The sequence below is a fragment of the Kitasatospora sp. NBC_01250 genome (assembly GCF_036226465.1).
Classification (GTDB): domain Bacteria; phylum Actinomycetota; class Actinomycetes; order Streptomycetales; family Streptomycetaceae; genus Kitasatospora.
Window position 1 is genome coordinate 7,042,697 of the sequence record NZ_CP108476.1, and the last position, 24,093, is coordinate 7,066,789.

At 73.4% G+C, this 24,093-nt stretch carries 19 protein-coding genes; 9 read left to right on the forward strand and 10 right to left on the reverse strand.

Annotation, left to right across the window (positions count from 1 at the left end):
• Positions 1-26 precede the first annotated feature (26 nt).
• From OG500_RS29875 to OG500_RS29895, 5 genes are read right to left on the reverse strand one after another with little or no spacing between them, the layout of a single operon-like run.
• A complete protein-coding gene (locus OG500_RS29875; protein ID WP_329584565.1) occupies positions 27-2,444 on the reverse strand; it encodes a penicillin acylase family protein in 2,418 nt (805 codons plus the stop codon).
• Entirely contained in the window at positions 2,437-3,399 is a 963-nt protein-coding gene (locus OG500_RS29880) for a DMT family transporter (RefSeq protein ID WP_327069952.1), read from the reverse strand. The genes OG500_RS29875 and OG500_RS29880 overlap by 8 nt, the downstream gene beginning before the upstream one ends.
• A gap of 34 nt (positions 3,400-3,433) precedes the next feature.
• Positions 3,434-4,690, reverse strand: a complete 1,257-nt coding sequence (locus OG500_RS29885; protein WP_327069953.1) for a hypothetical protein — start codon at positions 4,688-4,690, stop codon at positions 3,434-3,436.
• A gap of 53 nt (positions 4,691-4,743) precedes the next feature.
• Positions 4,744-5,784, reverse strand: a complete 1,041-nt coding sequence (locus OG500_RS29890; RefSeq protein WP_329584567.1) for a lysine-2,3-aminomutase-like protein — start codon at positions 5,782-5,784, stop codon at positions 4,744-4,746.
• Positions 5,785-5,788: 4 nt separating this feature from the next.
• Positions 5,789-7,564, reverse strand: coding sequence for an NAD(P)/FAD-dependent oxidoreductase (locus OG500_RS29895; RefSeq protein ID WP_327069955.1), 1,776 nt, complete (start codon positions 7,562-7,564; stop codon positions 5,789-5,791).
• A gap of 696 nt (positions 7,565-8,260) precedes the next feature.
• On the opposite strand from OG500_RS29895, the gene OG500_RS29900 reads away from it, so the two are divergent.
• Together OG500_RS29900 and pntB are read left to right on the forward strand one after the other, a co-directional pair.
• The gene (locus tag OG500_RS29900) at positions 8,261-9,841 is read left to right on the forward strand and encodes a Re/Si-specific NAD(P)(+) transhydrogenase subunit alpha (protein ID WP_327069956.1); all 1,581 of its coding nucleotides are present in this window, start codon (positions 8,261-8,263) and stop codon (positions 9,839-9,841) included.
• Between the two features lie 6 nt (positions 9,842-9,847).
• Entirely contained in the window at positions 9,848-11,284 is a 1,437-nt protein-coding gene (gene pntB / locus OG500_RS29905) for a Re/Si-specific NAD(P)(+) transhydrogenase subunit beta (RefSeq protein WP_327069957.1), read from the forward strand.
• Between the two features lie 67 nt (positions 11,285-11,351).
• Here the strand turns inward: pntB and OG500_RS29910 are convergent, their stop codons facing one another.
• Positions 11,352-12,743: an MFS transporter gene (locus OG500_RS29910; protein ID WP_327069958.1), complete on the reverse strand. Its 1,392-nt coding sequence runs from the start codon at positions 12,741-12,743 to the stop codon at positions 11,352-11,354.
• A gap of 5 nt (positions 12,744-12,748) precedes the next feature.
• Positions 12,749-13,786, reverse strand: coding sequence for a GlxA family transcriptional regulator (locus OG500_RS29915; RefSeq protein ID WP_329584568.1), 1,038 nt, complete (start codon positions 13,784-13,786; stop codon positions 12,749-12,751).
• 213 nt (positions 13,787-13,999) lie between these two features.
• Between OG500_RS29915 and OG500_RS29920 the strand changes: the two genes are divergently transcribed.
• Positions 14,000-14,878 (forward strand): SURF1 family cytochrome oxidase biogenesis protein, encoded by an 879-nt coding sequence (locus OG500_RS29920; protein WP_327069960.1) that lies wholly within the window; start codon positions 14,000-14,002, stop codon positions 14,876-14,878.
• A gap of 86 nt (positions 14,879-14,964) precedes the next feature.
• Here the strand turns inward: OG500_RS29920 and OG500_RS29925 are convergent, their stop codons facing one another.
• A complete protein-coding gene (locus OG500_RS29925) occupies positions 14,965-15,216 on the reverse strand; it encodes a Smr/MutS family protein (protein WP_327069961.1) in 252 nt (83 codons plus the stop codon).
• 181 nt (positions 15,217-15,397) lie between these two features.
• Here OG500_RS29925 and OG500_RS29930 point away from each other — a divergent pair, with 181 nt between their 5' ends.
• Positions 15,398-16,486, forward strand: coding sequence for a polyprenyl synthetase family protein (locus OG500_RS29930; protein WP_329584569.1), 1,089 nt, complete (start codon positions 15,398-15,400; stop codon positions 16,484-16,486).
• A 261-nt stretch (positions 16,487-16,747) separates the two neighbouring features.
• Here OG500_RS29930 and OG500_RS29935 read toward each other — a convergent pair whose 3' ends face one another.
• Complete coding sequence (locus OG500_RS29935) at positions 16,748-17,671, reverse strand: ScbA/BarX family gamma-butyrolactone biosynthesis protein (protein ID WP_327069963.1); 924 nt, start codon at positions 17,669-17,671, stop codon at positions 16,748-16,750.
• 125 nt (positions 17,672-17,796) lie between these two features.
• Between OG500_RS29935 and OG500_RS29940 the strand changes: the two genes are divergently transcribed.
• Complete coding sequence (locus OG500_RS29940; protein WP_327069964.1) at positions 17,797-18,423, forward strand: ScbR family autoregulator-binding transcription factor; 627 nt, start codon at positions 17,797-17,799, stop codon at positions 18,421-18,423.
• Positions 18,420-19,397, forward strand: coding sequence for an NAD-dependent epimerase/dehydratase family protein (locus OG500_RS29945; protein WP_327069965.1), 978 nt, complete (start codon positions 18,420-18,422; stop codon positions 19,395-19,397). Before OG500_RS29940 ends, OG500_RS29945 begins: the two co-directional genes overlap by 4 nt.
• An 89-nt stretch (positions 19,398-19,486) precedes the next feature.
• Here OG500_RS29945 and OG500_RS29950 read toward each other — a convergent pair whose 3' ends face one another.
• Positions 19,487-20,845, reverse strand: coding sequence for an IS701 family transposase (locus OG500_RS29950; protein WP_329584572.1), 1,359 nt, complete (start codon positions 20,843-20,845; stop codon positions 19,487-19,489).
• Between the two features lie 263 nt (positions 20,846-21,108).
• On the opposite strand from OG500_RS29950, the gene OG500_RS29955 reads away from it, so the two are divergent.
• The 3 genes from OG500_RS29955 to OG500_RS29965 all read left to right on the forward strand — a co-directional run bounded on the left by OG500_RS29955 (position 21,109) and on the right by OG500_RS29965 (position 23,993).
• Positions 21,109-21,684 (forward strand): helix-turn-helix domain-containing protein, encoded by a 576-nt coding sequence (locus OG500_RS29955; protein ID WP_327069967.1) that lies wholly within the window; start codon positions 21,109-21,111, stop codon positions 21,682-21,684.
• A 59-nt stretch (positions 21,685-21,743) separates the two neighbouring features.
• Positions 21,744-22,661, forward strand: a complete 918-nt coding sequence (gene galU, locus OG500_RS29960) for a UTP--glucose-1-phosphate uridylyltransferase GalU (RefSeq protein ID WP_327069968.1) — start codon at positions 21,744-21,746, stop codon at positions 22,659-22,661.
• 264 nt (positions 22,662-22,925) lie between these two features.
• Positions 22,926-23,993, forward strand: coding sequence for a ParB/RepB/Spo0J family partition protein (locus OG500_RS29965; RefSeq protein WP_329584575.1), 1,068 nt, complete (start codon positions 22,926-22,928; stop codon positions 23,991-23,993).
• Positions 23,994-24,093: the final 100 nt, after the last annotated feature.

The following is a 24,093-nucleotide window of genomic DNA, read 5'->3' on the forward strand; positions in this document are numbered from 1 at the left end:
CCGTCACTCTACATACCAAACGTTTGTTACGCACTCCTCCGCGCGGGCGCCGACCCGCCGCGCGCCGCCCCCGCGGGCGCCGTATCCGCCGGGGCCGCACCTGCTGCCGCCGTCCCGGCCGGCACCAGCCGGTAGCGGCTCCCGGTGTGCGCCTCGACCGCCGCGCGGCTGTAGAGCAGCGGGAACGCCCCGCCCTCGGCCCACCGGTCGTACAGGTCGGCCCAGTGCGCCGACTCCGGGCGGCCGGACTGGCCGGGGGCGTTCATGGCCAGGGAGCGGTCCCAGTCCCCGACGTCGATGGCGATCCGGAAGGTCGCGCCGTCCGTCTGCCGGAAGTCGGCGTCGTAGTAGGTGCACTGGACGGTCTCGCCGCTGCCGGGCCGCTCGCGCTCGGGCAGCCGCACCCACGGGCGCTCCAACAGCGGGGCCAGCACGTGTTCCGGTGCGGCGTGGTGCAGGCGGCCCCAGCGCCAGCGCCTGGGGTCCGCGCCGAGCAGTTCGCGGCACTCGGCCCAGGCGGCGGCCAGTGAGCAGGTCAGCACGCGCACGAGGGCCGCGCGGTCGGTGGCGAGGCGGTCCAGCAGCAGCAGGTCGGTGCGGATGTCGACGCCGAGGGTCTCGTCGGCGGCCAGCAGGCGCACCAGGCCGGGCAGCGCGTCGGGGGCCACCGCGTCGGAGAGCGTGTGGCGCAGCAGGTCCGGGCGCAGGTGCCGGCGCAGCCAGACCTGGAAGAGCGCCGCGGCGGCCGACTCCCGGGTCTCGTCGCAGTCCCAGGCCCGCAGCAGCCCGACCGCGCGCGCGGGGTCCGGCCCGAGCTCAGGGGCGGGGGTGAGGCCGTCCAGGTGGGTGAGCAGGCGGCGGGCGGCCAGGTTGACGGTGTCGGCCTGCAGCCGGACGCAGTCCGCCACCCGCAGGCCCGCCGCACCGCGCAGCACCTCGGCGATCCGGTCCCGGCGGAACCGCGGCTCCCACTCGTAGGAGACGGGCGGCTCCCGGCGCAGGAAGCCGGGCGGCAGGTTCATCTCGTTCGCCGTCGCGATCCAGTCCTCGGGCGGGTCGGTCAGGCCCGGCAGGCGATCGGCGTCGTGGAAGCCCGCCCACTCGTAGCGTCCGTCGCCCGGGACGGGCAGGGTACCGTCCCAGTTGGGGCGGATCGGGACCAGGCCGGCGGGGCGCCACCCGATGCTGCCGTCCGGGGTGGCGTAGACCTGGTTCTCGCCCGGGGAGCCCCAGCGGTTCAGCGCGTCGACGAACTCCTGCGCGCTGCGGGCCCGCAGGTACTCCATGCTGCCGAGGTAGGGGGCCATGCCGGCCTCCAGCCAGGCGGCGCGGACCGCGAACGCCGTGTGCTCCCGCGGGCATTCGCGCACGACGGGCCCGTGCCGGGTGAACCGCAGCTCCACCTCGGCCTCCTCCCCGCCGCGCACCCGGACCTTCTCGCGCACCACCCGCATCGGCTCCCAGCGGCCCGCGTACCAGTACTCGTGCGGCGCCTCGGGGTTGGTCCGGTAGACGTAGAGGTCCTCCTGGTCGATCGCGAAGACGGTCAGGCCGAAGGCGACGTGCCCGTTGTGGCCGATCGAGACGCCGGGCAGCGCGGGCTCGCCGCCGCCGATGACGTCCAGCCCGGGGGCGGACAGGTGCGCGAGGTAGCGCAGCGAGGGCAGCTCCAGGGCGCGGTGCGGGTCGTTGGCCAGCAGCGGGCGGCCGGTCGCGGTGTGGCGGGCGCCGACCACCCAGTTGTTGCTGCCCTCGGCGTGGGTGCGCGGGCCGGGCAGGTCCTCCTCGCCCAGCACCGGCATCGAGGTGGCCAGCCGGTAGACGTCGAGCACGTCGTCCGGGATCGCCGCGAGGTCCAGCCCGTCCGGGACGGTCGCGGTGTGCGCGGGCTCCAGGACCTGGCGCAACTCCTCCACCGCGGGGCCGAAGTCCCGCAGCATCCGCGCCCTGGCGACCTCCTGCTCGACGTTGGCGAACATGCCGTGGCTGCGGATCACCACCACGTCCTCGGGCCGCCAGCGGGCGGGGGCGCAGCCGAGTTCGCGGAACTCCACCGGGAGCAGGCCGGGTTGCTCCCGGCACCGGTCGACGAAGGCGTTGATCCCCGCGACGAAGGCGGTCACCACCCGCTTGGTGCTGGACCCGTACGCCAGCCACTCGCCGCGCAGGTCGCCGCGGTAGAGGAAGAGCCGGGCGGCCCGGTCCCTGGCCAGGTAGGACGGGCCGAACACCTCGGCCAGCCGGCCCAGCCCGCGCCGGCGCCACAGGTCGAGCTGGAAGAGCCGCTCGCGGGCGACGTTGAAGCCCTGGGCGCGGAAGAGGTCGTCCTCGCCGGCGGCGTAGATGTGCGGGACCCCGAAGGTGTCGGTCAGCACCTCCACGGGCTCCTGCAGGCCGGGCAGCGGGTACTGCGGCCCGCCGTCCGCGACGCCCGGATCAGCCATCGGTGTCCGCCTCGCTGAACAGGAAGATGCCCGCCAGGACGAGCGCCGCCCCGACGTACTGCCACGCGCCGATGCGCTCGCCCAGGAAGACCACCGCGGAGACGATCCCGAACACCGGGATGCTGTTGAGCAGGACCCCCGCCGTGGTCACCGGGGTGCGGGTCACCGCGTAGTTGTACATCAGGAACGCGCTCGCCAGCCCTGCGCCGCAGACCGCCGCCGCGACCAGCCAGTGCTGCGGGCCGGCCTGCGGCGTGGTCAGGCGGCCGTCCACGATCCACTGGCCCACCAGCAGCGGCACGGTGAAGAGCAGGCCGAAGGTGAACTGGTAGGCGGTGGCGACCAGCGGGTCGGTGTCCCGGACCACCCGGTCGGTGATCAGGGTGGCCGTCGCGGCCGCGAACGCGCCGAGCAGCACCAGCAGATCGCCGGCCCGCAGGCCCAGCAGGGCGCTGCTGCCGCCGAGGGCGGCGACGCCGACCAGGCCGAGCAGCACGCCGCCGACCCCGCGCAGGGTGGGCGGCCGCCGGCTGACCAGCGCGACCAGCGCGACCACGAAGCACGCCTCGGTGCCGTCCAGGATCGACGCCTCGGTCGCCTGGATCCGGGACAGGCCGAGGCCGATGGCGCCGTACCCGAGCATCGGCTCGAACAGGCCCAGCAGGGCGAGGCGGCGCAGCTGGTCGCGGGGCGGGCGCCGGTGCCCGCGGCGCAGCAGGACGAGCCAGAGCAGCGCCGTCGCGGTGCCCAGCGAGACGGCGAGCACCGTCATGACCGGGAGCCCCCGCAGGGAGTACTTCTCGGCGGTGGTCCACAGCCCCCAGATCGCCGAGGCGCCGATCAGCGTCAGCGTCCCGCCCGAGCGGCGCAGGAAGGAGCCGGGCCGCGCGCTCTTGGTCTGAGTATCCGTCAGGACCAGTGTCCGGCCCGGGGGCTGGGTGGTTTCAGGCGACATGGGGTTCCGCACCTTCCCTTCGGGGGTTTCGGGCTCAGAGCTCCAGGGCCAGCTCGACGGTGCGTTCCGCCTCGGCGACCACCTCCGCATTCTCGCCCACCACCAGGTAGCGCCACTTGCCGTCGAGGTGGTGCGTGTCGGTGCTGAGCACCGCGCGTACGGCGGTCGAACTCCCGTGCAGGCCTTCGGACTCCAGTCGGCGCACCGCGGTGGGGAAGTCCAGCCGGGAGTCCGGGACCCGGCGCCCGTCGGCCCGCCAGTGCACCGGGGCCTCGCCGGGACGCAGCAGCCGGGCCAGCTTCTCCAGGTAAGTGCCGCCGGTGACCCGCACGTTGGACTCGGTCAGGACGACCCCCTGGGTGGTCACCCCGTCGCTGCCGCCGTCGTACACCCCGCCGTCCACGTCGAAGACGCCCCGGTAGCCCTGGCCGTGCAGCCAGTCGGCGAAGACGGTGGCCGCCTTGTGCAGCTCCTGGTAGGCGGCGTCCTCGCGGGCGGGGGTGACCATGCCGGTCCAGGCGTTGTTCACCGTGCGCTGGTCGCAGCTGTAGTAGTCGCGGACGCCGGCCTCCTCGGCGATCAGCTCGGCGCTCGGGGAGGCGGTCAGCGGCAGGAACTCCTCGTAGACCCAGCCGCATTCGCCCTGCTCCGCGACGGCGGCCAGCAGCCGCTCCGCCAGCGACGCCCGCGGCTCGGCCCGGACCACCACGTTGCCGAAGCCGGTGGACGAGCGGTCGGGCTTGATGATCACCGCGTCCTGGCCGGCCAGGAACGCACCGGCCCGGTCGAGGAGTTCGGCGCGGGTGGCCGCGTGGCCACCCGCGGCGAGCGGCAGGCCGAGCCGCTGCGCCGCCGCCCGGAACCCGGACTTGGTGTTGAGCAGCCGCACCGTGGCGAGCACCTCGTCGGCCGGGGGTTCGGCGTACGGGTGCAGCCGCAGGCCGTGCCGCCGGACGAAGTCCAGCACCCGCCGGTCCAGCGCGAAGCAGTCGAGTTCGCCGCGGGCGACGATCCCGGGGACGGCGCCGCGCTGCTCGGCGACGTCCAGCGCGTGCGCCGAGGTGATCTCCTGCGGTTCGACGATCTCGACCTGCCCGGTCGGCACCCCGGTGATGCCGGCGACGTACTCGCGGAAGCGCTGCCCGCACGGGGCGAGCAGCACCACGCAGTCGCCGGGCCGCGCCTCCCACAGCGTCCGGGGGCTGACCACGGCCATCGCCCGCAGGTACGCGGCGCCGGGGTGGTCCGCCATGGTGTCGCTGTTGATGTTCGCCAGGATCGTCCTGCTCATGGGCGTGCCTGCCTTTCCGTAGCGCCCTCGGTCGGCCGTGCCGGTCGGTCCTCCTACTCTTGTGGGGCCTTGGGCGGGTAGGCGTGCGCCACGCCCCACGGGTCGGTGACCGAGGCGCCGTCCTCGCCGAGGTAGCGCGGGCCGATGGGCACCTTGCCGTGGCCGCCGGGGATGTCCAGCACGTAGGTGGGCTGGCAGACGCCCGAGACCCGGCCGCGCAGCCGGCGCACGAGCTCCTGCCCCTCCTCGATCGTGGTGCGGAAGTGGCTGGTGCCCACGGCCAGGTCGCCGTGGTGCAGGTAGTACGGCTTGACCCGGTTCACGATGAGGGTGCGGAAGAGGTCCTCCAGCGCCTCGGGCGTGTCGTTGACCCCCTTGAGCAGCACCGTCTGGCTGAGCAGCGGGATGCCGGAGCCGGCCAGCAGCCGCAGCGCCCGGCGCGCCTCCTGGCCGATCTCCTGGCTGTGGTTGGTGTGCACCACGACCCAGACCGGAGTGTCCAGCGTGAGTGCCGCCACCAGCTCCGGCGTCACCCGGTCCGGATCGACGACCGGCACCCGGGTGTGGAAGCGGATCACCTTGACGTGCTCGATCGCGTCGAGCTCGCGCAGGATCGGCTCCAGGCGGCCGGGCGACATGATGAGCGGGTCGCCGCCGGTGAAGATCACCTCCCAGATCTCCGGCCGGGCGCGGATGTAGTCCAGCGCGGCCTTGAGCTGGTCCTCTTTCAGCAGCGAGTCGCCCGGGCCCACCACCTCCCGGCGGAAGCAGAAGCGGCAGTACACCGGGCAGACCAGCACGGGCTTGAGCAGCACCCGGTCCGGGTAGCGGTGGGTGATCCCCGGCACCGGTGTGAACGGGTCGTCGCCGATCGGGTCCTCGCGCTCCTCCGGGGTGGTGACCAGTTCGGCGCTGCTGGGGACGAACTGCCGGGCCACCGGATCGTCCAGGTCCACGATCCGGCTGTGCATGGCCGGCGTGATGCTCACCGCGTACTGCTTCGCGACGTCGGCGATCGTCGCGAGCTGCTCCTCCTCGATCAGTTGCTGTGCCAGCAGCTCCTTGGCCGTGCGGATGGGGCGCGAGGCAACCATGGGTTCAGCTCCTTCGGTCGTCGGCGAACGCCGCCAGGCGCCGCGGGTGGTAGAGCGCGTGCATGGGGTGGTGCTCGCCGCGCAGGGTGGCCAGCACGGCGCCGGCGACCGCGGGCGACTGCGCGAACCCGCCGGTGTTGTGGCCGCCGTTGATGACGAACTCGCTGCCCCAGGCAGTGGCTTCGGCGTGGTAGAGGCCGAGCGAGGTGGCGGTCCACGGGCGTACGCAGTACTTGAAGCCGTAGTTGTCCGCCGGGTCCGCGGACGCCGGCAGCGGGCCGTGCCCGGGGAAGAGCCGGGTGATCGTGTCGGCGATGCCGAGCCGGATCGTGTCGAGCTGCGCCTGGTCGGGCTCCTCGACGGCCTCCCCGAGGTAGCCGTAGCCCGAACCGACGATCAGCACGTCGCGGCCGTCGCCGTCCACCGCGACGGTGATGTTCGCGTCCTCGGTCACGTGCCCCTTGCGGGCCACCTTGAGCGACTGGGACAGCCCCACCGAGGCGTTGCTGATCCGGCTCCAGCCGCCCAGCACGCCGTGGATCTTCGCCTCGCAGGCCGAGCCGGCCAGCACGGCGTGACCGTAGGCGCCGGGGGAGGCCACGACATGGGCGCCGGGCGGCAGTTCGCGGCCGGCGTCGAGGCCGGTGACGGTGCCGCGGGCGTCCCGCTGCACGCCCGCGACCGTGGTGTCCCACTGGAAGACGGCCCCCAGCGACTCCAGCCGTTCGATGAGCGCCCGGCAGAACTTGTGGACGTTCACGGTGAAGCCCAACGCCAGGAAGCCGCCTGCCAGTTCGCCCTCGCCGATGGCGTGTGCGAGGCCGGGGTACTCGGCGACGAGCTGATGGTTCGTCAGCTCCCGCTGCAGCGCGCCGATCCGCCGGTGCCGTTCCAGGGAGGCCGCCAGGTGGTCCCGGTCGCCGTACAGCCGCAGGATGCCGTGCGTCAGCGCCGACTCGGCGAACAGCTCCGGGTGTTCGCGCTGCAGGGTGCGCCAGCCGTCCAGCGCCTCGGCCGCGAAGCCGAAGATGTCGTCGTTGTAGCCGCGGGCGAGCCAGGAGGGGATCCGCTCGTAGTCGCGCAGGAAGTCCTGCTCGGCGGGGGAGAGCGGCCGGTCGCCGTACGCCCGCCAGCCGCACCGGTCGACCGGGACCCGGAAGAGGTCCAGTGGCCGGCCGAAGGGGTCCTGGTTGCTGTAGTCGTCCATCTCGGTGAGCGTGAACATCCGTGCGTCGTCGCCCGCGTGGGTGCAGCCGTAGGCCTGCCAGTCCTTCTCGCTGGGGGCCGGCGAGCCGTCCAGGACGGTGATCCGGAAGCCGTCCTCCAGCAGGGCGAGCGCGGTGATCAGGTTGACGATCCCCGCCCCGATCAGCACCACGTCCCGCGATCGCGGCGGGTCGACCGGGCGGCTTCCGTGCGGTGGGTGGGGCAGCCGGCCGAGGGTGCTCTGCCGCTCGATCCAGCGCAGGGCGTCCCCGACGGCCGCCAAGTCTCCCCCGGTGAGCTGGAGTTCGGCCAGGTCGTCCGGGGCGTCGCGGGGTGGGATGCCGATCGTGTAGGCGAGGAACCGCCGCCCCGGGCCGCTTCGCCGCCAGGCGGCCAGCGTCTCCGGCGCCGGCCGCCTGGCGGTGATCAGCCCGTCGGCGCCGTGGGCGGCGAGCTCTTCCAGCAGGTGCTCCTCCGACCGGCCGGCGAGATCGGGGCGGTGGACGATGTTCCCGAGCCGGAGGAAATCCGACTTCGTCATGTCGGCGACCGGCAAGGTGATCATGATTTTCATGGCGCGCCCGTCTCCTCGGCGAAGATGTGGGTGGTGGCCGCCGTCCGGCCTGCGGGAAACGGCCGGACGCAGCGGAAACCCAGCCCCTTTCCCGAATTCGCGGGTGATGCGGATCGCCCACGAATCGGTGCGGATGGGCGGTCCCCTGCCGTGGGGATCGCCCGAGGGGCTGGTCGCGAAGGAACGGCCGGCATCCGTGCCCGTCGGATCCCGGCCTGTTCGGTCGTTCAGCGTGCCTGGTGAACGCAGGGCAGTGCCCTGGAAAAGCCTTCGGTGGTAGAGGAAGTGCGCATGGCTCGCCCTCCGTCAGGAGAGTGCGATGCCGGCCGTGGAGCGGCACAACTGGGCCGGGTGGTTCGTCGGCGGAACAGTTGGTCCCGTCACCAACGCCAACACGAAGTGACTCTACTGTAATCACATGGACACGACAAGAGCGGTTTTCCTGCCGGTGCGGCAGTCACGGAAGTCCGGCTTCGGGTGATATATCCGACGTCGACTCCGGTCGGCTGCGGGTGCCCTGACTCGCCATCAGGCACTCCTACCCATCGGGCGCTCCGGCGCCGTGGTGAAACTTGTCACGGCTCCGCCTCCTTAGCCCGCCGGTCCCGGGCGTGTAGGTTCCTGCGGCCAAGGGGAGGTCCCTCCCCTGATCGCAGATCCCCGGCAACAGCTCCTGTGACGAGAGAGAGCCACGAGATGTCTGCAGACGGCTCCACGCACCACCCCCCGCAGCGCATCGGTGTGGTCGCCGAGTCCGCCCCTGGCGAGACCCGTGTCGCGGCCACCCCGTCGACCGTGCGCGGGTTGCTCGCGCTCGGCTACGAGGTCGTCGTCGAACCCGGGGCCGGCGCCGGCTCGGGCTTCACCGACGAGGCCTACGCCGAGGCCGGCGCGAGCACCGGCGACGCCTGGGCGGCCGACGCCGTCCTGAAGGTCAACGCCCCGTCGACCGAGGAGATCGCCCGGCTGGGTGACGGCGCGACCCTGGTCGGCCTGCTCGCCCCGGCCCAGCGGCCCGACCTGCTGGCGGCGCTGACCGCGCGCCAGGTCACCGCGCTGTCGCTGGACGCGGTGCCGCGGATCTCGCGGGCGCAGTCGATGGACGTGCTCAGCTCGATGGCGAACATCGCCGGGTACCGCGCGGTGATCGAGGCCGCGCACGTGTTCGGGCGCTTCTTCACCGGTCAGGTGACGGCCGCCGGCAAGGTCCCCCCGGCGAAGGTCCTGGTGGCCGGGGCGGGGGTGGCGGGCCTGGCCGCCATCGGCGCGGCCTCCAGCCTGGGCGCGATCGTGCGCGCCACCGACCCGCGTCCGGAAGTCGCCGACCAGGTCAAGTCGTTGGGCGGCGAGTACCTCGCCGTCCAGGTCGCCCAGGAGGCGAGCACCGACGGCTACGCCAAGGCCACCTCCGCCGACTACGACCGCGCCGCCGCCGAGCTCTACCACGAGCAGGCGCGCGAGGTGGACATCGTCATCACCACCGCGCTGATCCCCGGCCGCCCCGCTCCGCGGTTGCTCACCGCCGCGGACGTGGCGGTGATGAAGCCCGGCAGCGTCATCGTCGACATGGCCGCCGTGCAGGGCGGCAACGTCGAGGGCACCGTGCCGGGCCGCGTGGTGGTGACCGACAACGGCGTCACGATCATCGGCTACACCGACCTCGCCGCCCGGCTGCCCGCCCAGGCCTCGCAGCTGTTCGGCACCAACCTGGTCAACCTGTTGAAGCTGCTGACGCCCGGCAAGGACGGGCGCCTGGTCATCGACTTCGACGACGTGGTCCAGCGCGCGGTGACCGTGGTGCGGGCGGGGGAGACCACCTGGCCGCCGCCGCCCGTGGCCGTCTCGGCGGCCCCCGCCGCGCAGCCGACCGTCGCCGTTCCGGCCCCCGCGGCGCCGAAGCCGCCGCGGCTCACCCCCGCGGCCCGCTTCGGCCTGATCGGCGCCGGGATGCTGGCACTGTTCGCCGTCGTCGCCTGGGCACCGGCCCAACTCGCGGAGAACTTCACGGTGTTCGCCCTCGCGGTGGTCATCGGCTACTACGTCATCGGCAAGGTGCACCACGCCCTGCACACCCCGTTGATGTCGGTGACCAATGCGATCTCCGGGATCGTGGTGATCGGCGCCCTGCTGCAGATCGGGCACGAGAGCGTGCTCGTCACCGTGCTGTCCTGCGTGGCGATCCTGCTGACCAGTGTGAACATCTTCGGTGGCTTCGCCGTCACCCGCCGCATGCTGAACATGTTCTCGACGTTCTCGACGGACCCGGAAAGGCGCTGAGTCCCGATGACCGCCACGACAGCCTCGCACGCCGCGGACCTGGTCGCCGCCCTGTTGTTCATCCTCAGCCTGGCCGGGCTCTCCCAGCACCGCACCTCGCGGGCCGGGGTCGGCTACGGCATCGCCGGCATGGCCCTGGCCCTGGTCGCCACCGTCGTGGTGGCCGCCCAGAGCATCACGGCCGGTGCGGTCGTGCTGATCGTCCTCGCGATGGCCCTGGGCGGCGCGCTCGGCCTGTGGCGGGCGCGCCAGGTCGAGATGACGCAGATGCCCGAACTCATCGCCGTCCTGCACAGTTTCGTCGGCCTGGCCGCGGTGCTGGTCGGCTGGGACAGCTACCTGGAGGTCGAGTCGCACGGGTCGGCACAGACCCGCATCGCCGCCGACCTGCTGGGCATCCACCACGCCGAGGTGTTCATCGGCATCTTCATCGGCGCCGTCACCTTCACCGGCTCCATCGTCGCCTTCCTCAAGCTCTCCGCCAGGATCGCCTCGCGCCCCCTGACGCTGCCCGGCAAGAACGCGCTCAACGCCGGTGCGCTCGTCGCCTTCGCGGCGCTGACGATCTGGTTCACCGTCAGCCCCGGCCTCGGCCTGATGATCATGGTCACCCTGCTCGCGCTCGCCCTGGGCTGGCACCTGGTCGCCTCGATCGGCGGCGGGGACATGCCCGTGGTCGTCTCGATGCTCAACAGCTACTCCGGCTGGGCGGCGGCTGCCGCCGGGTTCCTGCTCGACAACAACCTGCTCATCGTCACCGGCGCGCTGGTCGGCTCCTCGGGTGCCTACCTCTCCTACATCATGTGCAAGGCGATGAACCGCTCCTTCCTGTCCGTCATCGCGGGCGGCTTCGGCATCGAGGCCCCCTCGACCGGCGACGCCGAACAGGGCGAGCACCGCGAGATCCGCGCCCAGGAGGCGGCCGAACTGCTCGCCCGGGCAAGCTCGGTGGTCATCACCCCGGGCTACGGCATGGCGGTGGCGCAGGCCCAGCACCCGGTCGCCGAGCTGACCCGCCGGCTGCGCGAGCGCGGCGTCGCGGTCCGCTTCGGCGTCCACCCCGTCGCCGGCCGGCTGCCCGGGCACATGAACGTGCTGCTGGCCGAGGCGAAGGTGCCCTATGACATCGTGCTGGAGATGGACGAGATCAACGACGACCTCGCCGCCACCTCGGTCGTCCTGGTCATCGGCGCCAACGACACCGTCAACCCCGCCGCCACCGACGACCCGTCCAGCCCGATCGCCGGCATGCCGGTGCTGCGCGTCTGGGAGGCCGAACAGGTCGTCGTCTTCAAGCGGTCGATGGCCTCCGGCTACGCGGGAGTCCAGAACCCGCTGTTCTTCCGGGAGAACAGCAGCATGCTCTTCGGCGACGCGAAGCAGAGCGTCGAGGACATCCTCCAGGCCCTGGCCGCCGTCCCGGAGCCGGTCGCGGCGCGGTAGGGCCTGCCCGGCCGGTCCTGCCGACCGGACAGGCCCTTGGGCCTCGCAGCGCGTCAGGTGCCAGGTGTCAGGTCCGCAGCGCCGCTGTCCTCGCGCCGGCCTCGGCCGGCCGGGGCGAGGGCACGGCCTCCGCCGAGGCCTGCAGCCCCACGCCCTTGGTCTCCTCCGCCCACCGCACGCTGACCAGCAGGCCGACCGCGGTGAGGGCGGCGGCCATCAGCATGGTCGGGCCGATGCCGACCCCGGTCAGCGCGATCGGCAGCAGATAGGTGCCGACCGCCGCACCGATCCGGCTCGCCGAGGTGGCGAAGCCCACGGCGGTGGCCCGCACCGAGGTCGGGAAGAGCTCATTGGGGTAGGTCCAGTCGAGCACGTTCGGCCCGCCGCACAGGAACGCGTAGGCGCAGAGCGCGAAGAGCGCCAGCAGGGCCGGAGCCGTCGGCCAGACCCCGAGGAAGACCAGCGGCACCATCATCAGGGCGAACGACCAGATGATGGTCGGCCGGCGCCCGTGCCGGTCGATGGCGCGCAGCGCCGGGTAGCAGCCGAGCAGGAAGACCAGGCTGATCACTCCGGTGCCCAGGGTGTCCATCACGGTGCCGCCCGGCATGCCGAAGGAGCCCAGGATGGCCGGACCGAAGGTCAGCATCGCGAAGAGCGGCGCCACCTGGCACAGGAAGAAGAGGCAGCAGAAGAGCGTCCGGCGCCGGTAGGCGGGGCTGAACAGCACCCGCAGCGACCCCGGGTCCAGCCGCTCGCCGCCGTCGGCCGGCGTCCCCCGCAGCTCCTCGGCCGTCACCTCGCGTCCCAGATGACGGCGCACCAGCGCGACGGCCTCCTGCTCCCGGCCGTGCTGGGCCAGCCACAGCGGCGACTCCGGCGAGCCGCGCCGCACCACCAGGAAGAACGCGCAGAGCACCGCCGAACTGGCCAGCATCCAGCGCCAGCTGCCGTTCCCGCCCAGCTGCAGGAAGAGGTAGCCGACCACGTAGGCGAGCACCGAACCGGCGTACCAGGCGATGATCTGCTTGCCCAGCAGCCGGCCCCGGTCCTTGATCGGCAGCCACTCCGCGAGCAGCGAGGTGGCGATCGGATAGTCGGCGGCGACCGCCATCCCCAGCACGAACCGCAGCGCGACGATCGCCCACACGTCGGTCACCCAGAACGAGCCCACCGAGCAGGCGGCGATCACCAGCAGGTCGGCGGTGTACATCACCTCGCGCCCGATCCGGTCCGTCAGCATCCCGAACAGCGCACCGCCGACGAACATCCCGATCAGCGCGGCGGCCCCGATCAGGCTCACCTCCGCGGTGCTCAGCCCCAACTCCGGCTTCATGCCGATCAGGGCCACTCCGACGATGCTCAGGATGTACCCGTCCAGCAACGGCCCGCCCGAGCAGGCCAGCGCCAATCGGCGGTGGAACGACGTATAAGGGGCATGATCAATGGTCGCGGACATTCACCCTATGCTGCGCCGCCCCCCGTGCCCCGCCCAGAGGCGAAGGTCCCGGACGGCCCGGGACCCTCGGCCCACCGCGCCCGGCCCAGCGCGGCGCGGTGCGCGGAGGGCGTGGTGCCGTACCGGGCCTGGAACGCCTGGCGCAGCGTCTCGGTGGAGCGGAACCCGCAGCGCCGGGCGATCGCGGTCAGCGGCAGCGCGGTGCTCGTCAGCAGCGTGGCCGCGGCCTCGGTCCGCGCGGCGCGGACGTAGCGGGCGGGCGGTTCGCCGAGCTCGTCGAGGAACAGGCGCGACAGGTGCCGCTCGCTGACGCCGCTGCGGGCGGCGAGCGCGGCGGTGGACAGGTCGGCGTCCAGCTGGCCGGCGATGTGGCGCACCACCTGGCGCAACAGCCGGTGGGCCGGCGGGGCGTCCTGCACATGGGGCGACACCTGGGCCTGGTTGCCCGGCCGCTGCATGTAGGTGACCAGCCAGCGGGCGACCGAGCGGGCCAGCTCGGGGCCGTGGTCGTCCTCCACCAGGGCCAGCGTCAGGTCCAGGGCACTGGTCACCCCGGCCGAGGTGCAGATCTCGCCGTCGACGACGTACAGCGGACGCGGGTCCACCGCGACCTTCGGGTGCCGCTCGGCCAGCCCCCGCGCGTACGCCCAGTGCGTGGTGGCCCGTCGCCCGTCCAGCAGCCCCGCCGCGGCCAGCACGCTCGCCCCCGTGCACACCGAGGCCACCCGCCGGCTGCCCGCCGCCAGCCGGCGCACCTGCTGCAGCAGCAGCGGATCCCCGGCCGCCTCCGCATGGCCCAGGCCACCGGCGACCACCAGCGTGTCCAGCGGCCCGCGCACCTGCTCGACCGCGGCCTGACTCACCAGCGCCAGCCCGCTCGCCGACCGCACCGGCCGCCCCTGCACCGATGCCAGCCGCACCCGGTAGCCGGGCTCGGCCCCCAGCCGGTTGGCGGCGTCCAGCGTGTCGCTGACACAGGCGATGTCGAGCAGTTCGGCCTGGTCGTAGCCGATGATCACGACCTGTCGCAGCGGAGCGGGCATGTCGGTCACCCTACGCCTGCCCGTCCGGCTGCCAGGCATCACAGGATTCCGGACATGATCCCGGCGCCCCGCCGCCGGCCGGTCTCCCGCCCCGCCCGTACCACCGCGCCGCCGGCCGGTTCCCCCCGGTTCCCCACCGGTCAGCCCACCGGTCCGCCCCGCCGAGGCGGGGCCGGTTCGTGGTCGGGAGGTAAAGGGAGATAGCGTCGCCAGGTGCTGTTCCGAATCCTCATGACCCGACGCTGGGTGATCCTGACCCTCGTCTTCTTCGCGATCATCCCGGCGATGGTCCTGCTCGGACGATGGCAGTACCACCGCTACGAGCAGACCAACCGGCAGAACGTCGTGACCGCCGCCGCCATGAAGGCGCCGCCGGTCGCGATGGACGTCGTCTCGCACCCCGGTGGGACGGTGCCCGCCTCGGAGACGTACCGCCAGGTCACCGCGACGGGGCACTACGACCCGGCGCACGAGTTCGTGATCCGCCAGCGCACCGCGGCCGACGGCGACACGATGGGCTACTACGTGGTCACGCCGCTGGTCACCGACGCGGGTGACACGGTGCTGGTCAACCGCGGCTGGGTCGCCCTGGGGACGGACGCCACCAGCTACCCGACGGTGCCGCCGGCCCCCTCGGGCGAGCTGACCGTGACCGGCCGGCTGCGTCCCGACGAGACCTTCCGGCGCGAGCTCAGCGGACTGCCGGACCGGATGTTCATGCGGATCAACAGCAGCGACCAGGCCGCGCGCCTGAAGCAGCCGGTGGTCGCGGGCTACCTGGAGCTGGTCTCCACCAACCCCAACCCGCCGGCCGCCGACGAGGCCGAGCTGGTGCCGGCCCCCAACGTCACCACCACCAACGACGACGCGGTGGTCGGCCAGGGCGTCCACCTGCCGTACGCGATCCAGTGGTGGCTGTTCGCCGCGCTGATCCCGACCGGCTGGGTCGTGCTGCTGCGCCGCGACATCCGCGAGGCCCGCGAGAAGCAGGCCGCCGACGAAGCCGCCGCGGCCGGCCCGGCCCCCGACCCGGATGCGGCCCCCGAGGCTGCCTCCGTCCCGGCCGCCGAGCCCGACCCCGCTCCGCGTTAGGCCCTGGCTCCGTCCCCCAGGCCCTGTGCCGGCGCCCCGCCCCGCCGCCACAGGGCCTCGGCGTGTCCACCCCGCCCGGGGTGCCCTCACCCCTCCCGGAAGTGCACCAGCACCCGACCCGGATTCCGCGGGTCCAGCTCGCGCCGCACGTACAGCTTGCGGATGTGCTTCTGGTCCAGGAACGCCAGCACCCGCCGCATCAGCTGCCCCGAGCCCTTCCCGGGGATGAGCTCGGCGACCGGGTCGCCCGACTGGGCGGCAGCGAAGAGGAACTGACGCATCGCCAGCTCGATGTCACGGTTGTTCCGGAAGATCGGGTGCAGATCGAGGCTCCGCATCCGCGATCACCCGCGCCGGTTCGGCGGCACGGGGCAGGGCGCTTGGGGCTTCTCATCGGTGATCACGGCCGTACCCTAACCGGCCCGGGCGCCGCCGCCACCGGCCCGGCGCCCGCGGATTTCGCCGTACCCCCGGATTCTGCGACCGTGTCACCAGTCCCTCGAACAGGAGAAATGCCCCGTGGCCAGTGCAGCCGTCCCCACCGAGCAGATCCGGGCCCGTATCGCCGGACACGGGCAGCGGTTCGACGCGCTCTTCGAGGAGTACTTCCAGCGCCTGGGCACCACCCTGGACGCGCCGTCGTTCAGCCGGTTCACGCCCGACTGCGTGCGGCTGCTGCGGGACCTGTCCCTGCGCGGGGGCAAGCGGATGCGCGTGGTGCTCCTGCACGAGGCGGCCCGCCTGGTGACCGACGAGCCCGTCGAGGGGCTGGACGCCGCGGCGCTGAGCATCGAGCTGCTGCAGACCCACGGGCTGATCCACGACGACATCATCGACAACAGCCCCACCCGGCGGGGCGGCCCGTCGACCTACTACGCCTACCGCGAGCGGTTCCCCGACCAGCAGCAGGCCGCGCTGGGGCTCGCCCTGCTGGCCGGCGACCTCGCGCTCGCCCTCTCGCTGCAGGTGCTCCTCGACTCCACGGCCCCGCTCGCGGTGCGCCAGGCCACGGTGGAGGCGCAGACGCGGGCGATGACGGCCACCTTCGTGGGCCAGATCGCCGACATGGAGCGGGACTTCACCACGATCCCGGACGAGGACGTGCTGCACGGCGTGGCGGACTACAAGACCGCGCGCTACTCGGTCCTGGCCCCCCTGCAGCTGGGACTGCTCGCCGCCGGCGGGCAGCCGGCCCACCACGACGCGGAACTGCGGCGCTACGCCCGGCTGCTGGGGATCGCCGGGCAGATGCGCGACGACTACCTCGACCTCTTCGGGGACGCGGCGACCATGGGCAAGCCCACCGGGACCGACATCCGTGACGGGCGCCGCAACTACACCGTGGCCGCCATCCTGCGGGCGGCCACCGACACCGAGCGGGCCGTCGTGGAATCCGCACTCGGGGACGAGGCCTGCCCCGAGGAGACCATCGCCGCCGTCCGCGACATCGCCCACCGCCACGAGGTCCCCGCGGCCCTGCGTGCGGCCATGCGCCGCCACGCGGAGCAGGCCTCCGCCGAGGCCGCCCGCTGGCGGCCCCGCTGGCGCGACGAGGCGGTCACCGTCTTCGAGTACCTGCCGCTGTGGAGCGTCGACCGGGTCCGGTGAGCGGTCGAGGCCCGGCCCCGCCGTCGGGACTCGGAACGGCTCGGCCGCCGTGCTTGCGGCGCTGGCCGGCCGGCACGCCACCCCCGCAGGAGCAGCAGGGACTCCGTGCGAAGTGGGGTCCCTGCTGGTGTCCTGGGGGAGGCCGTAGCGGTTCGGGTGTTCAGCGCCCGGCTTTGAAGCGGTGGGGGTTGGCAGCGGGCTGGCCGCCCCCGAATCCGCGCGGGGAGAGGCGGGTTCGCCGGCCCGGCGGGGGCATCCGGGCTACGGAAGGGCGTGGGAGGTGAGGGTCGCGGAGAAGACCGTCCGGTCGTGCTGGCGGGCGGTGACCAGGGTGTGGGACTGGTCGGGGGACTCGGCGGTGATCCAGCAGGGGGAGTCGAGTTCGACGTAGCGGAAGAACGCGGCGTCCATGCCGGTGGGCAGGGTGGGGTGGTCGGCGGTGACGGCCTGGGCCGCCTGCCGGGCGGCTTCCAGCAGCAGCATCCCGGGGGCGTGGTCGACCGGGTGGTCGAACAGCACGGGGTGGGTGAGTTCGGCGCGCAGCTCCCACTGTCCGGGCCGGTCGGTGGCGCCGAGGACCACGTCGCCGGCGCGGTCCCGGCCGACCAGGCTCGCCTCGACGGCGGGGGCGAGCGGCAGGAGAGGGTGCAGGAGCGGGCCGTGGTCGGCACGGCCCTCGCGCAGTCTGCGGTAGACAGCGGGGGAGTGGCAGGCGAATCTGGTGGTGGCGGTGGCCAGTTGGGTGCCGTCCAGGAAGACCTGGAAGTGCATCGAGGTGGCCGCCAGCCGGTTGCCGCGGCGGGTGAGGTCGAAGCACTTGATCCGCAGTTCGACCTCGGCGGGGGCACGGTCGACCCGCAGGACGTCCGGGCGGAGCGTGTAGCGCAGGTAGTCCCAGCTGAGGTGGTGGTCGAAGGGCACGTGGTAGGCCGCGTGGGAGAGAAGCGGGAACGTCTGACGGATCGTCTCGCAGAGCAGCAGTGGGTCGTACAGGCCGTGCTGGGTGCCGTAGAAGGCGTGTGCCCGGGGCCACTGGGCGGTGACCCGGAACTCGTCCGGGCCGGTGGGTTGCCAGCCGGTGAGGAACACCTCGGCCACGGCGGTGCGGTGGACGTACTCGCGGGGCACCGTCGAGGTCAGGGTGACGGGTTGGGCGGGGACGGCTAGTTGTGTGGTGCCGGACATGACGATCTACCCCCGGTCGATTCGCGCACGAGCCCGGTTCGGCCCGAACTCTGGCGGCGTGTGCCGCCGTCTGTAAAATAAAGGATGTTCGTTTTGTTTGTCGATGAGTTTCGGTAGGTCGAGGCATGGCAGAACCCAAGCAGGAGCGGGCGGTCCGCACCCGGGCCCAGATCATCGAGGCCGCCGCGGAGGTGTTCGACGAGTCGGGCTTCCACGGTGCGAGCATCAGTCGGATCATGAAGCGTGCGCAGGTCACGGCGGGGAGCATGTACTTCCACTTCGCCTCCAAGGAGGCGTTGGCCCAGGCGGTGATGCTCGGTCAGGGCTCCGGCCTCGAGCTGCCGGAGGCCGAGCCGGGGCTGCAGCAGTTGATCGACATCACGCTGTACCTGGCGAACCAGCTGCAGCACAACGTCCTGCTCCGGGCGGGTGTTCGGCTGGCGGTCGAGCAGGGCGAGTTCGGGATGCGCGACGACGCCCCCTACCAGCTGTGGGTCGAGCGGTTCCGCCAGGAGCTCAGCGCCGCGCGGGAGTCGGGCGATCTGCTGCCCGAGGTGGAGGAGCTGACGCTCGCCCAGGTGCTGGTGGGGGCCTACAGCGGCACCCAGCTCTTCTCGCAGATCGCCACCGGCCGGGCCGACCTGCCCGAGCGGGTCGAGGCGATGTGGCGCTACCTGCTGCCCGGGGTGGCGCTGCCCGCGGCACGGGAGCGGCTCTGTTTCGACGCCGGGCGATGTCGGAGCCTGGCGTGAGGCCGCGGCGGATCGTCCTCACCGGGGCGACCGGATTCATCGGCTCCGCCGTACTGGCCGAGCTGACGAGATATCAGAGCGCGGACCCGGCCGGTGCACCGCTGCAGGTGCGGGTGCTCGGGCGGACCCGGCCCGGGCCGGTGCCGGGTGCCGAGGTGGAGTGGGTCCGGGCCGACCTGGCCAGTCCCGACTCGCTGCGCGGCGTCTGCGAGGGTGCGGACGCACTCCTCCACCTCGCCTCGTACATCGGTCCTGACGCGGCCGTCGGCGAGGCGGTGAACCGGCACGGCAGCGCGGCGCTGCTGGCCGAGGCGCGGCTGAGCGCGGTGCGCCGGATCGTGCAGCTGTCCACCGCGGCCGTCTACGGGGCCGGGCCGCACCGTGGGATCGCGGTGGGCGAGGTGGAGCCGGCGCCGGTCTCCGCGGCGAGCCGGTCCCGGCTGGCTGGCGAGGAGTTCGCGCTGGCGGCCGGTGGCATCGTCCTGCGTCCGGGCCTGATCCTGGGTGCGGGCGACCGCTGGGTGGTGCCGGCGCTGGCCGATGCGGTGGCCCGGGTCCCGGCCCGGTGGGACGGCGGCCGGGCGCTGCTGTCGCTGGTCGGAGTGGGCAGCCTGGCCCGCCTGCTGGTGGCCCTGCTGACCGCCCACGGTCGGCCGGCGCCCGAAGCCGGCCGGGGCGTGGTCCGGCACGCCGGCCATCCGGTGCCGGTACGGCTCGGCGACCTGCTGGCGCGGCTGGCCGAGGCCGGCGTGCTGCCGGCGGTCCAGGAGGACTGGAGCTGGTCGCGCTCGGTGGAGCGGCTGCGCGCCACCGAGGGGTGGGTGAGTGAACGTCAGTTCTCGCTGCTGGGCCAGGACCACTGGTACCGCTCCGAGGAGGTGTGGCGGGCGGCCGGCTGCGCACCGGACCCGGACCCGCTGGACGTGATCGGCGAGGCGGCCGCCTGGTACCGCGCGCACCTCGGGGTCGGTTAGGCCGTGTCCCACAAGATCCGCCGGACCGGCCCTGCGCCCGCAGCGGGCGGCGGCGCCCCGGTCGGCCCGCGCCGTCCGGGTGCCACCGCTCACGCGCTGCGCCGCTGCAACGGCACCCGCGACGGTGACGGCGGCTGGACGCCGGGGGCCCGGTCGCGCCACCCGAGTCGGTGGTGCGCGTACGCGGCCGAGACCAGGGTCAGGTGGCGGTGCCAGCCGGGGAACGAGCGCCCCTCGAAGTCCAGTAGTCCGAAGTCGTCCTCCAGGGCTCGGACGGCGCACGCGGTCCCGGCGGCCAGGTGGGCCAGGGTCAGCAGCTCGTCCACCCGGCGGTGCACCAGATTGCTGATCCACACCTTGGCCGGCCACGGCTCCCCGGGCTCGCGCGCGGCGAAGAGACGGTAGGTGCGCTGGGTCGACCCGGTGCCGGGCCGGTCCTGGGGCAGACGGACCAGGGCGGAGCGGACGCACAGCTGGCGCCGCCCGCCGTCCGGGGTGGCCACCGTGATCGGGAGCGGCTCGCGGGTGCGTCCGATGCCCAGCACGTGGTGGGCGCGGCTGACGACGGTGGGTCCCGGGTCGCCGGGGCCGCCGAGCCGGCCGCCGGACGCGAGCACCGGAAGGTCCGTCGGCGCGCTGAGCACGAAGTCCCGCTCCCGGGCGTCGAGTGCGTCGAGCAGTTGGGTCGGGCTGAGGAAGCCGACGAGGTCGGCAACCACCGGCACCGGCGGGAGAGGGGTGCGCGCGGCGAGCGTGTCGACCAGGTCGACGGCCTGCGCCCAGAGCGGCTCGTGCCGGGTGGCGTCCGGGATCCGGGCGCCCTCGCGCAGGGCCGGCTCCTCGCTCCAGTGGGCCGGCAGGAAGAGCCGCCACTCGACCGGGATGCTGTGCCGGCCGCCGGCCAGGAACAGGCCCAGTCCGAGCTGACAGTTGACGGTCCGTCCGAGGGCGGGATCGAAGCGGCGGTGCACGCCCACCGAGCGGTCGCCGCGTTTGGGCAGCACCGCCGCGCCCAGGCTCCAGGCGCGCAGCGGCAGCCGGCGCGCGCTCCAGTGGGTGAGGCCGGCTCGTGCCGGTTCCCACGGCCAGGGACTGGAGTTGACGAACTGGTGGAGGGACTGGGAGGCCGTCGGGGAGTCGAAGACCGTGGCGGCCAGCCGCCGGACGGTCTTCTTGCCCGGGGTCCGGAGCAGCCCTTGGAGATAGCCGTTCGCCCACTTGCGCTGGTCCGCGCGGGGCAGATGGCCGAAGAGCTCCTCGGTGAAGGTGCTGAACGAGTCGGCCGAGCCGAGTGCGCCGACCGCACCGGCCGAGCCGAGTGCGCCGACCGCACCGGCCGAGCCGGGTGTGCCGACCGCGTCGGATGGGCTCAGTGTGCTGAACGTGTCGAACGGTCTGCCGAGTTGTCCTGGGGCGGTGTTCCGTAGCGGGCTTGCGCCGAGTGCCATCAGTCCTGCTCTCCCTCCCGAGTCGCCGGGGCACGGCGGGTGGCGACGTAGAAACCATATAGAACGTTCGCTTTTTTATCCAGAGTGGCGACCCGGCCTGCGTGCGACGTCGCGGCGTCGTCACCGAGTTGCCCAAGTCGCGCTGCGATCGGGCGCGGTGGCCCCAGGAGGCCTGCCGGATTGGGTGTGCTGGCCGGAGCGGGTCGCCGTCCGGGCGCCGCAGGAGTGGAAGAGGCAGAGGCTTGGCCATGCAGAACAGGGCCGTGCGTACCAGGGGGGCCGTCCTGGTGGCCGCCGCCGAGCAGTTCGACCGGCACGGCTACGGAGGCACCTCGCTCTCCCGGATCAGCACCGCGGCCGACCTGTCGACGGGTGCGCTGACCTTCCACTTTCCGACCAAGGACGCCTTGGCCGACGCCGTCCAGTGGCACGGCCGGCACACCACCCAGCTGGTCGTGGACGGGCTGACGGAGCTGCGTCCGCCCCCGCTGCGGGGGGTGGTGGACCTGACGCTGGCCCTGGCCGGACTGCTGGAGCGCGACGTCACGGTACGCGCCGCGGCCAGGCTCAGCCGGGAGCGGCCCGGCTGTCCGGCCGTCTGGTGCACGGCCTGGAACCCCGCGCTCGGCAGGCTGGCGGCCAGGGTGACGGGCGGGCCGTCGCCCGCGGGGGCGGCCGGGCCGCTCGTGGCGCTCGCCCGGCACCTGGTGGCCGGTGTCGAGGTGCACCTGCGGTGTGCGGCCGGGCAGGAGGGCGGTCTGGGTGCCTCGCCGGGCGTCCAGGCCGAAATCGAACAGATCTGGAGTCTGCTGCTGCACGGTATGGATCTGCTCAAGTAGCACTGCTGGAAGGAAAGTTGGCTTCTGGCTCGGAAGTCGCCCCGGCTAGCTTGGCGGGCATGAACTCATCCGCTGGTGTTCGACTGACCAAGGCGGTCATCCCCGCCGCGGGGCTCGGTACCCGCTTCCTGCCCGCCACCAAGGCCACCCCCAAGGAGATGCTCCCGGTGGTCGACAAGCCGGCCATCCAGTACGTGGTGGAGGAGGCGGTGGCCGCCGGGCTGTCCGACGTCCTGATGGTGACGGGCCGCAACAAGCGTCCGCTGGAGGACCACTTCGACCGCAACTACGAGCTGGAGGAGACCCTGCAGCGCAAGGGCGACCTGGACCGGCTGGCCCGGGTCTGCGCCCCCACGGAACTGGCCGACATCCACTACGTGCGCCAGCGCGACCCGCGCGGACTGGGCCACGCCGTCCTGTGTGCCGCCCCGCACGTGGGCCGCGAGCCGTTCGCCGTCCTGCTCGGTGACGACCTGATCGACCCGCGTGACCCGCTGCTGAGCCGGATGGCGCAGGTGCGCGAACGCCACGGCGGCAGCGTGGTGGCCCTGATGCGGGTGGACCGGCGGCTGATCCACCAGTACGGTTGCGCGGCGGTGGCGGCCACCGGTGAGGACGACGTGGTCCGAGTGGTCGACCTGGTGGAGAAGCCGGACCCGGGCTCGGCGCCCAGCGACCTCGCGGTGATCGGACGCTACGTGCTCGATGCGGAGATCTTCGACGTGCTGCGCCGCACCGCCCCCGGCCGTGGTGGCGAGGTTCAACTGACCGATGCGCTGGCCGAACTGGCCCGCACGCCGGGCGCGGGGCCGGTGCACGGTGTGGTGTTCACCGGGCGCCGCTACGACACCGGCGACCGCTCGGACTACCTGCGCGCCACGGTCCGGATGGCCTGGGAGCGCGCCGACCTGGGGCCCGAGTTCCGTTCCTGGCTGCGGGAGTTCGTCGAGCAGGCGACTCCGGTTCCGGTGGGATGAGCAACTGCGGTCGGTGGCACGGTTGCACACTGCCGTCGGCGGTGCCGGCGCGGCGTCTGCGGCCGCCGGCCCCGGCGCGGCGTTCCGGCCGTCGTCCTCGACAACGGTGCTGGTGGGCGGGCGAGTTGCCAAGGTCGTCCGGGGGCGCGGCTCGAAACCGGATAACCGAACGGTAGTTACGTATTCTCCTGATGCCGGAGACCGGCCGACCACCGAGCGGCCCTTGCCGCCGGCGTCCAGCCAACCCACGGGGGTGTGTTGCGCATGACCACGCATCGGACAGTTCAGCAGCCGTACGAACAGGACACGCCGTACCGGCTGTGGCGGCACCGGGACCACCAGGTCCACCGGGTCCCGCTCGACCGGCTGCACACCGACGACTCTCCCCGGGCCTCCGGCGAGGTCGCGGCGCACGTCCTCGCCCTGGCCGGTTCCGGCACACCGCTCCCACCGGTCCTGGTCCACCGCGCCACCATGCGAGTGATCGACGGCGTCCACCGGGTGCGGGCCGCCGAGTTGCGCGGCCAGGCAGTCGTCGAGGTGCTGTTCTTCGACGGCACCGCCGAGGACGCCTTCGTCCTCGCGGTCGAGGCCAACATCGGTCACGGCCTGCCGCTGCGCGGGGCGGACCGCCGCGCGGCGGCAGGCCGGATCCTGCTCAGTCACCCCCAGTGGTCGGACCGGGCGATCGCCGCCCGCACCGGTCTGGCGGCCAAGACCGTCGCGGTGCTGCGCCGCCGCGTCCGCACCGGGCAGACCGGGCAGACCGGGTACGAGGTGCCGGCCAGGCCGGAGTCCGTCCCGGCCCGGCTCGGCCGGGACGGCGTCGTGCGGCCGCTGAACACCGCCGAAGGACGTCGGCAGGCGGCGCGGCTGCTGGCCGCCAACCCGCGGGCCTCGCTGCGTGAGGTGGCACGGCAGGCCCGGATCTCGCCGGGCACCGTGCGCGACGTGCGGCGGCGCACCGACCGGGGCGAGGACCCGGTGCCCCCGCGTTTGCGGCCCGTCGAGCGGCGCGGGCCGGTGGTACAGGACCTCGGCGACGAAGGCGTCGTGGTCGCGTTCGACCCCGGGGCCGACCAGGCGCTGGAGAGACTGGTGCGCAACCTCTGCCAGGATCCGGCGCTGCGCCTGACCGAGGCCGGGCGGCTGCTGCTGCGCATGCTCGACCTCCAGCTCGGCGGCGCGCGGCGGCGGCAGGAACTGGTCCGCACGGTGCCTTCGCACCGCGCCGCCACGGTCGCCGAGGCCGCCCGACTGAGCGCCCGCTCCTGGCAGGAGCTGGCCGACCGGCTGGCCGAGCGGGCCGACGACGCGGACGGCGCGGCCTGAACCGCCCACGGCGCCGTCCACGCACCACGCACGAACCCCCGCACGCACGCACGCACCCACCCATGCACACACCCACGCACGCACCCATGCACGTACACAC

Coding starts and splice junctions, on each gene's coding strand:
- OG500_RS29885 (WP_327069953.1), bottom strand. CDS start 4,690: ATGAGCAGGACGATCCTGGCGAACATCAACAGCGACACCATGGCGGAC.
- OG500_RS29965 (WP_329584575.1), top strand. CDS start 22,926: ATGACCACGCATCGGACAGTTCAGCAGCCGTACGAACAGGACACGCCG.
- OG500_RS29935 (WP_327069963.1), bottom strand. CDS start 17,671: ATGTCCGGCACCACACAACTAGCCGTCCCCGCCCAACCCGTCACCCTG.
- pntB (WP_327069957.1), top strand. CDS start 9,848: ATGACCGCCACGACAGCCTCGCACGCCGCGGACCTGGTCGCCGCCCTG.
- OG500_RS29915 (WP_329584568.1), bottom strand. CDS start 13,786: ATGCCCGCTCCGCTGCGACAGGTCGTGATCATCGGCTACGACCAGGCC.
- OG500_RS29890 (WP_329584567.1), bottom strand. CDS start 5,784: ATGGTTGCCTCGCGCCCCATCCGCACGGCCAAGGAGCTGCTGGCACAG.
- OG500_RS29940 (WP_327069964.1), top strand. CDS start 17,797: ATGGCAGAACCCAAGCAGGAGCGGGCGGTCCGCACCCGGGCCCAGATC.
- OG500_RS29925 (WP_327069961.1), bottom strand. CDS start 15,216: ATGCGGAGCCTCGATCTGCACCCGATCTTCCGGAACAACCGTGACATC.
- OG500_RS29880 (WP_327069952.1), bottom strand. CDS start 3,399: ATGTCGCCTGAAACCACCCAGCCCCCGGGCCGGACACTGGTCCTGACG.
- OG500_RS29895 (WP_327069955.1), bottom strand. CDS start 7,564: ATGAAAATCATGATCACCTTGCCGGTCGCCGACATGACGAAGTCGGAT.
- OG500_RS29875 (WP_329584565.1), bottom strand. CDS start 2,444: ATGGCTGATCCGGGCGTCGCGGACGGCGGGCCGCAGTACCCGCTGCCC.
- OG500_RS29900 (WP_327069956.1), top strand. CDS start 8,261: ATGTCTGCAGACGGCTCCACGCACCACCCCCCGCAGCGCATCGGTGTG.
- OG500_RS29910 (WP_327069958.1), bottom strand. CDS start 12,743: ATGTCCGCGACCATTGATCATGCCCCTTATACGTCGTTCCACCGCCGA.
- OG500_RS29950 (WP_329584572.1), bottom strand. CDS start 20,845: ATGGCACTCGGCGCAAGCCCGCTACGGAACACCGCCCCAGGACAACTC.
- galU (WP_327069968.1), top strand. CDS start 21,744: ATGAACTCATCCGCTGGTGTTCGACTGACCAAGGCGGTCATCCCCGCC.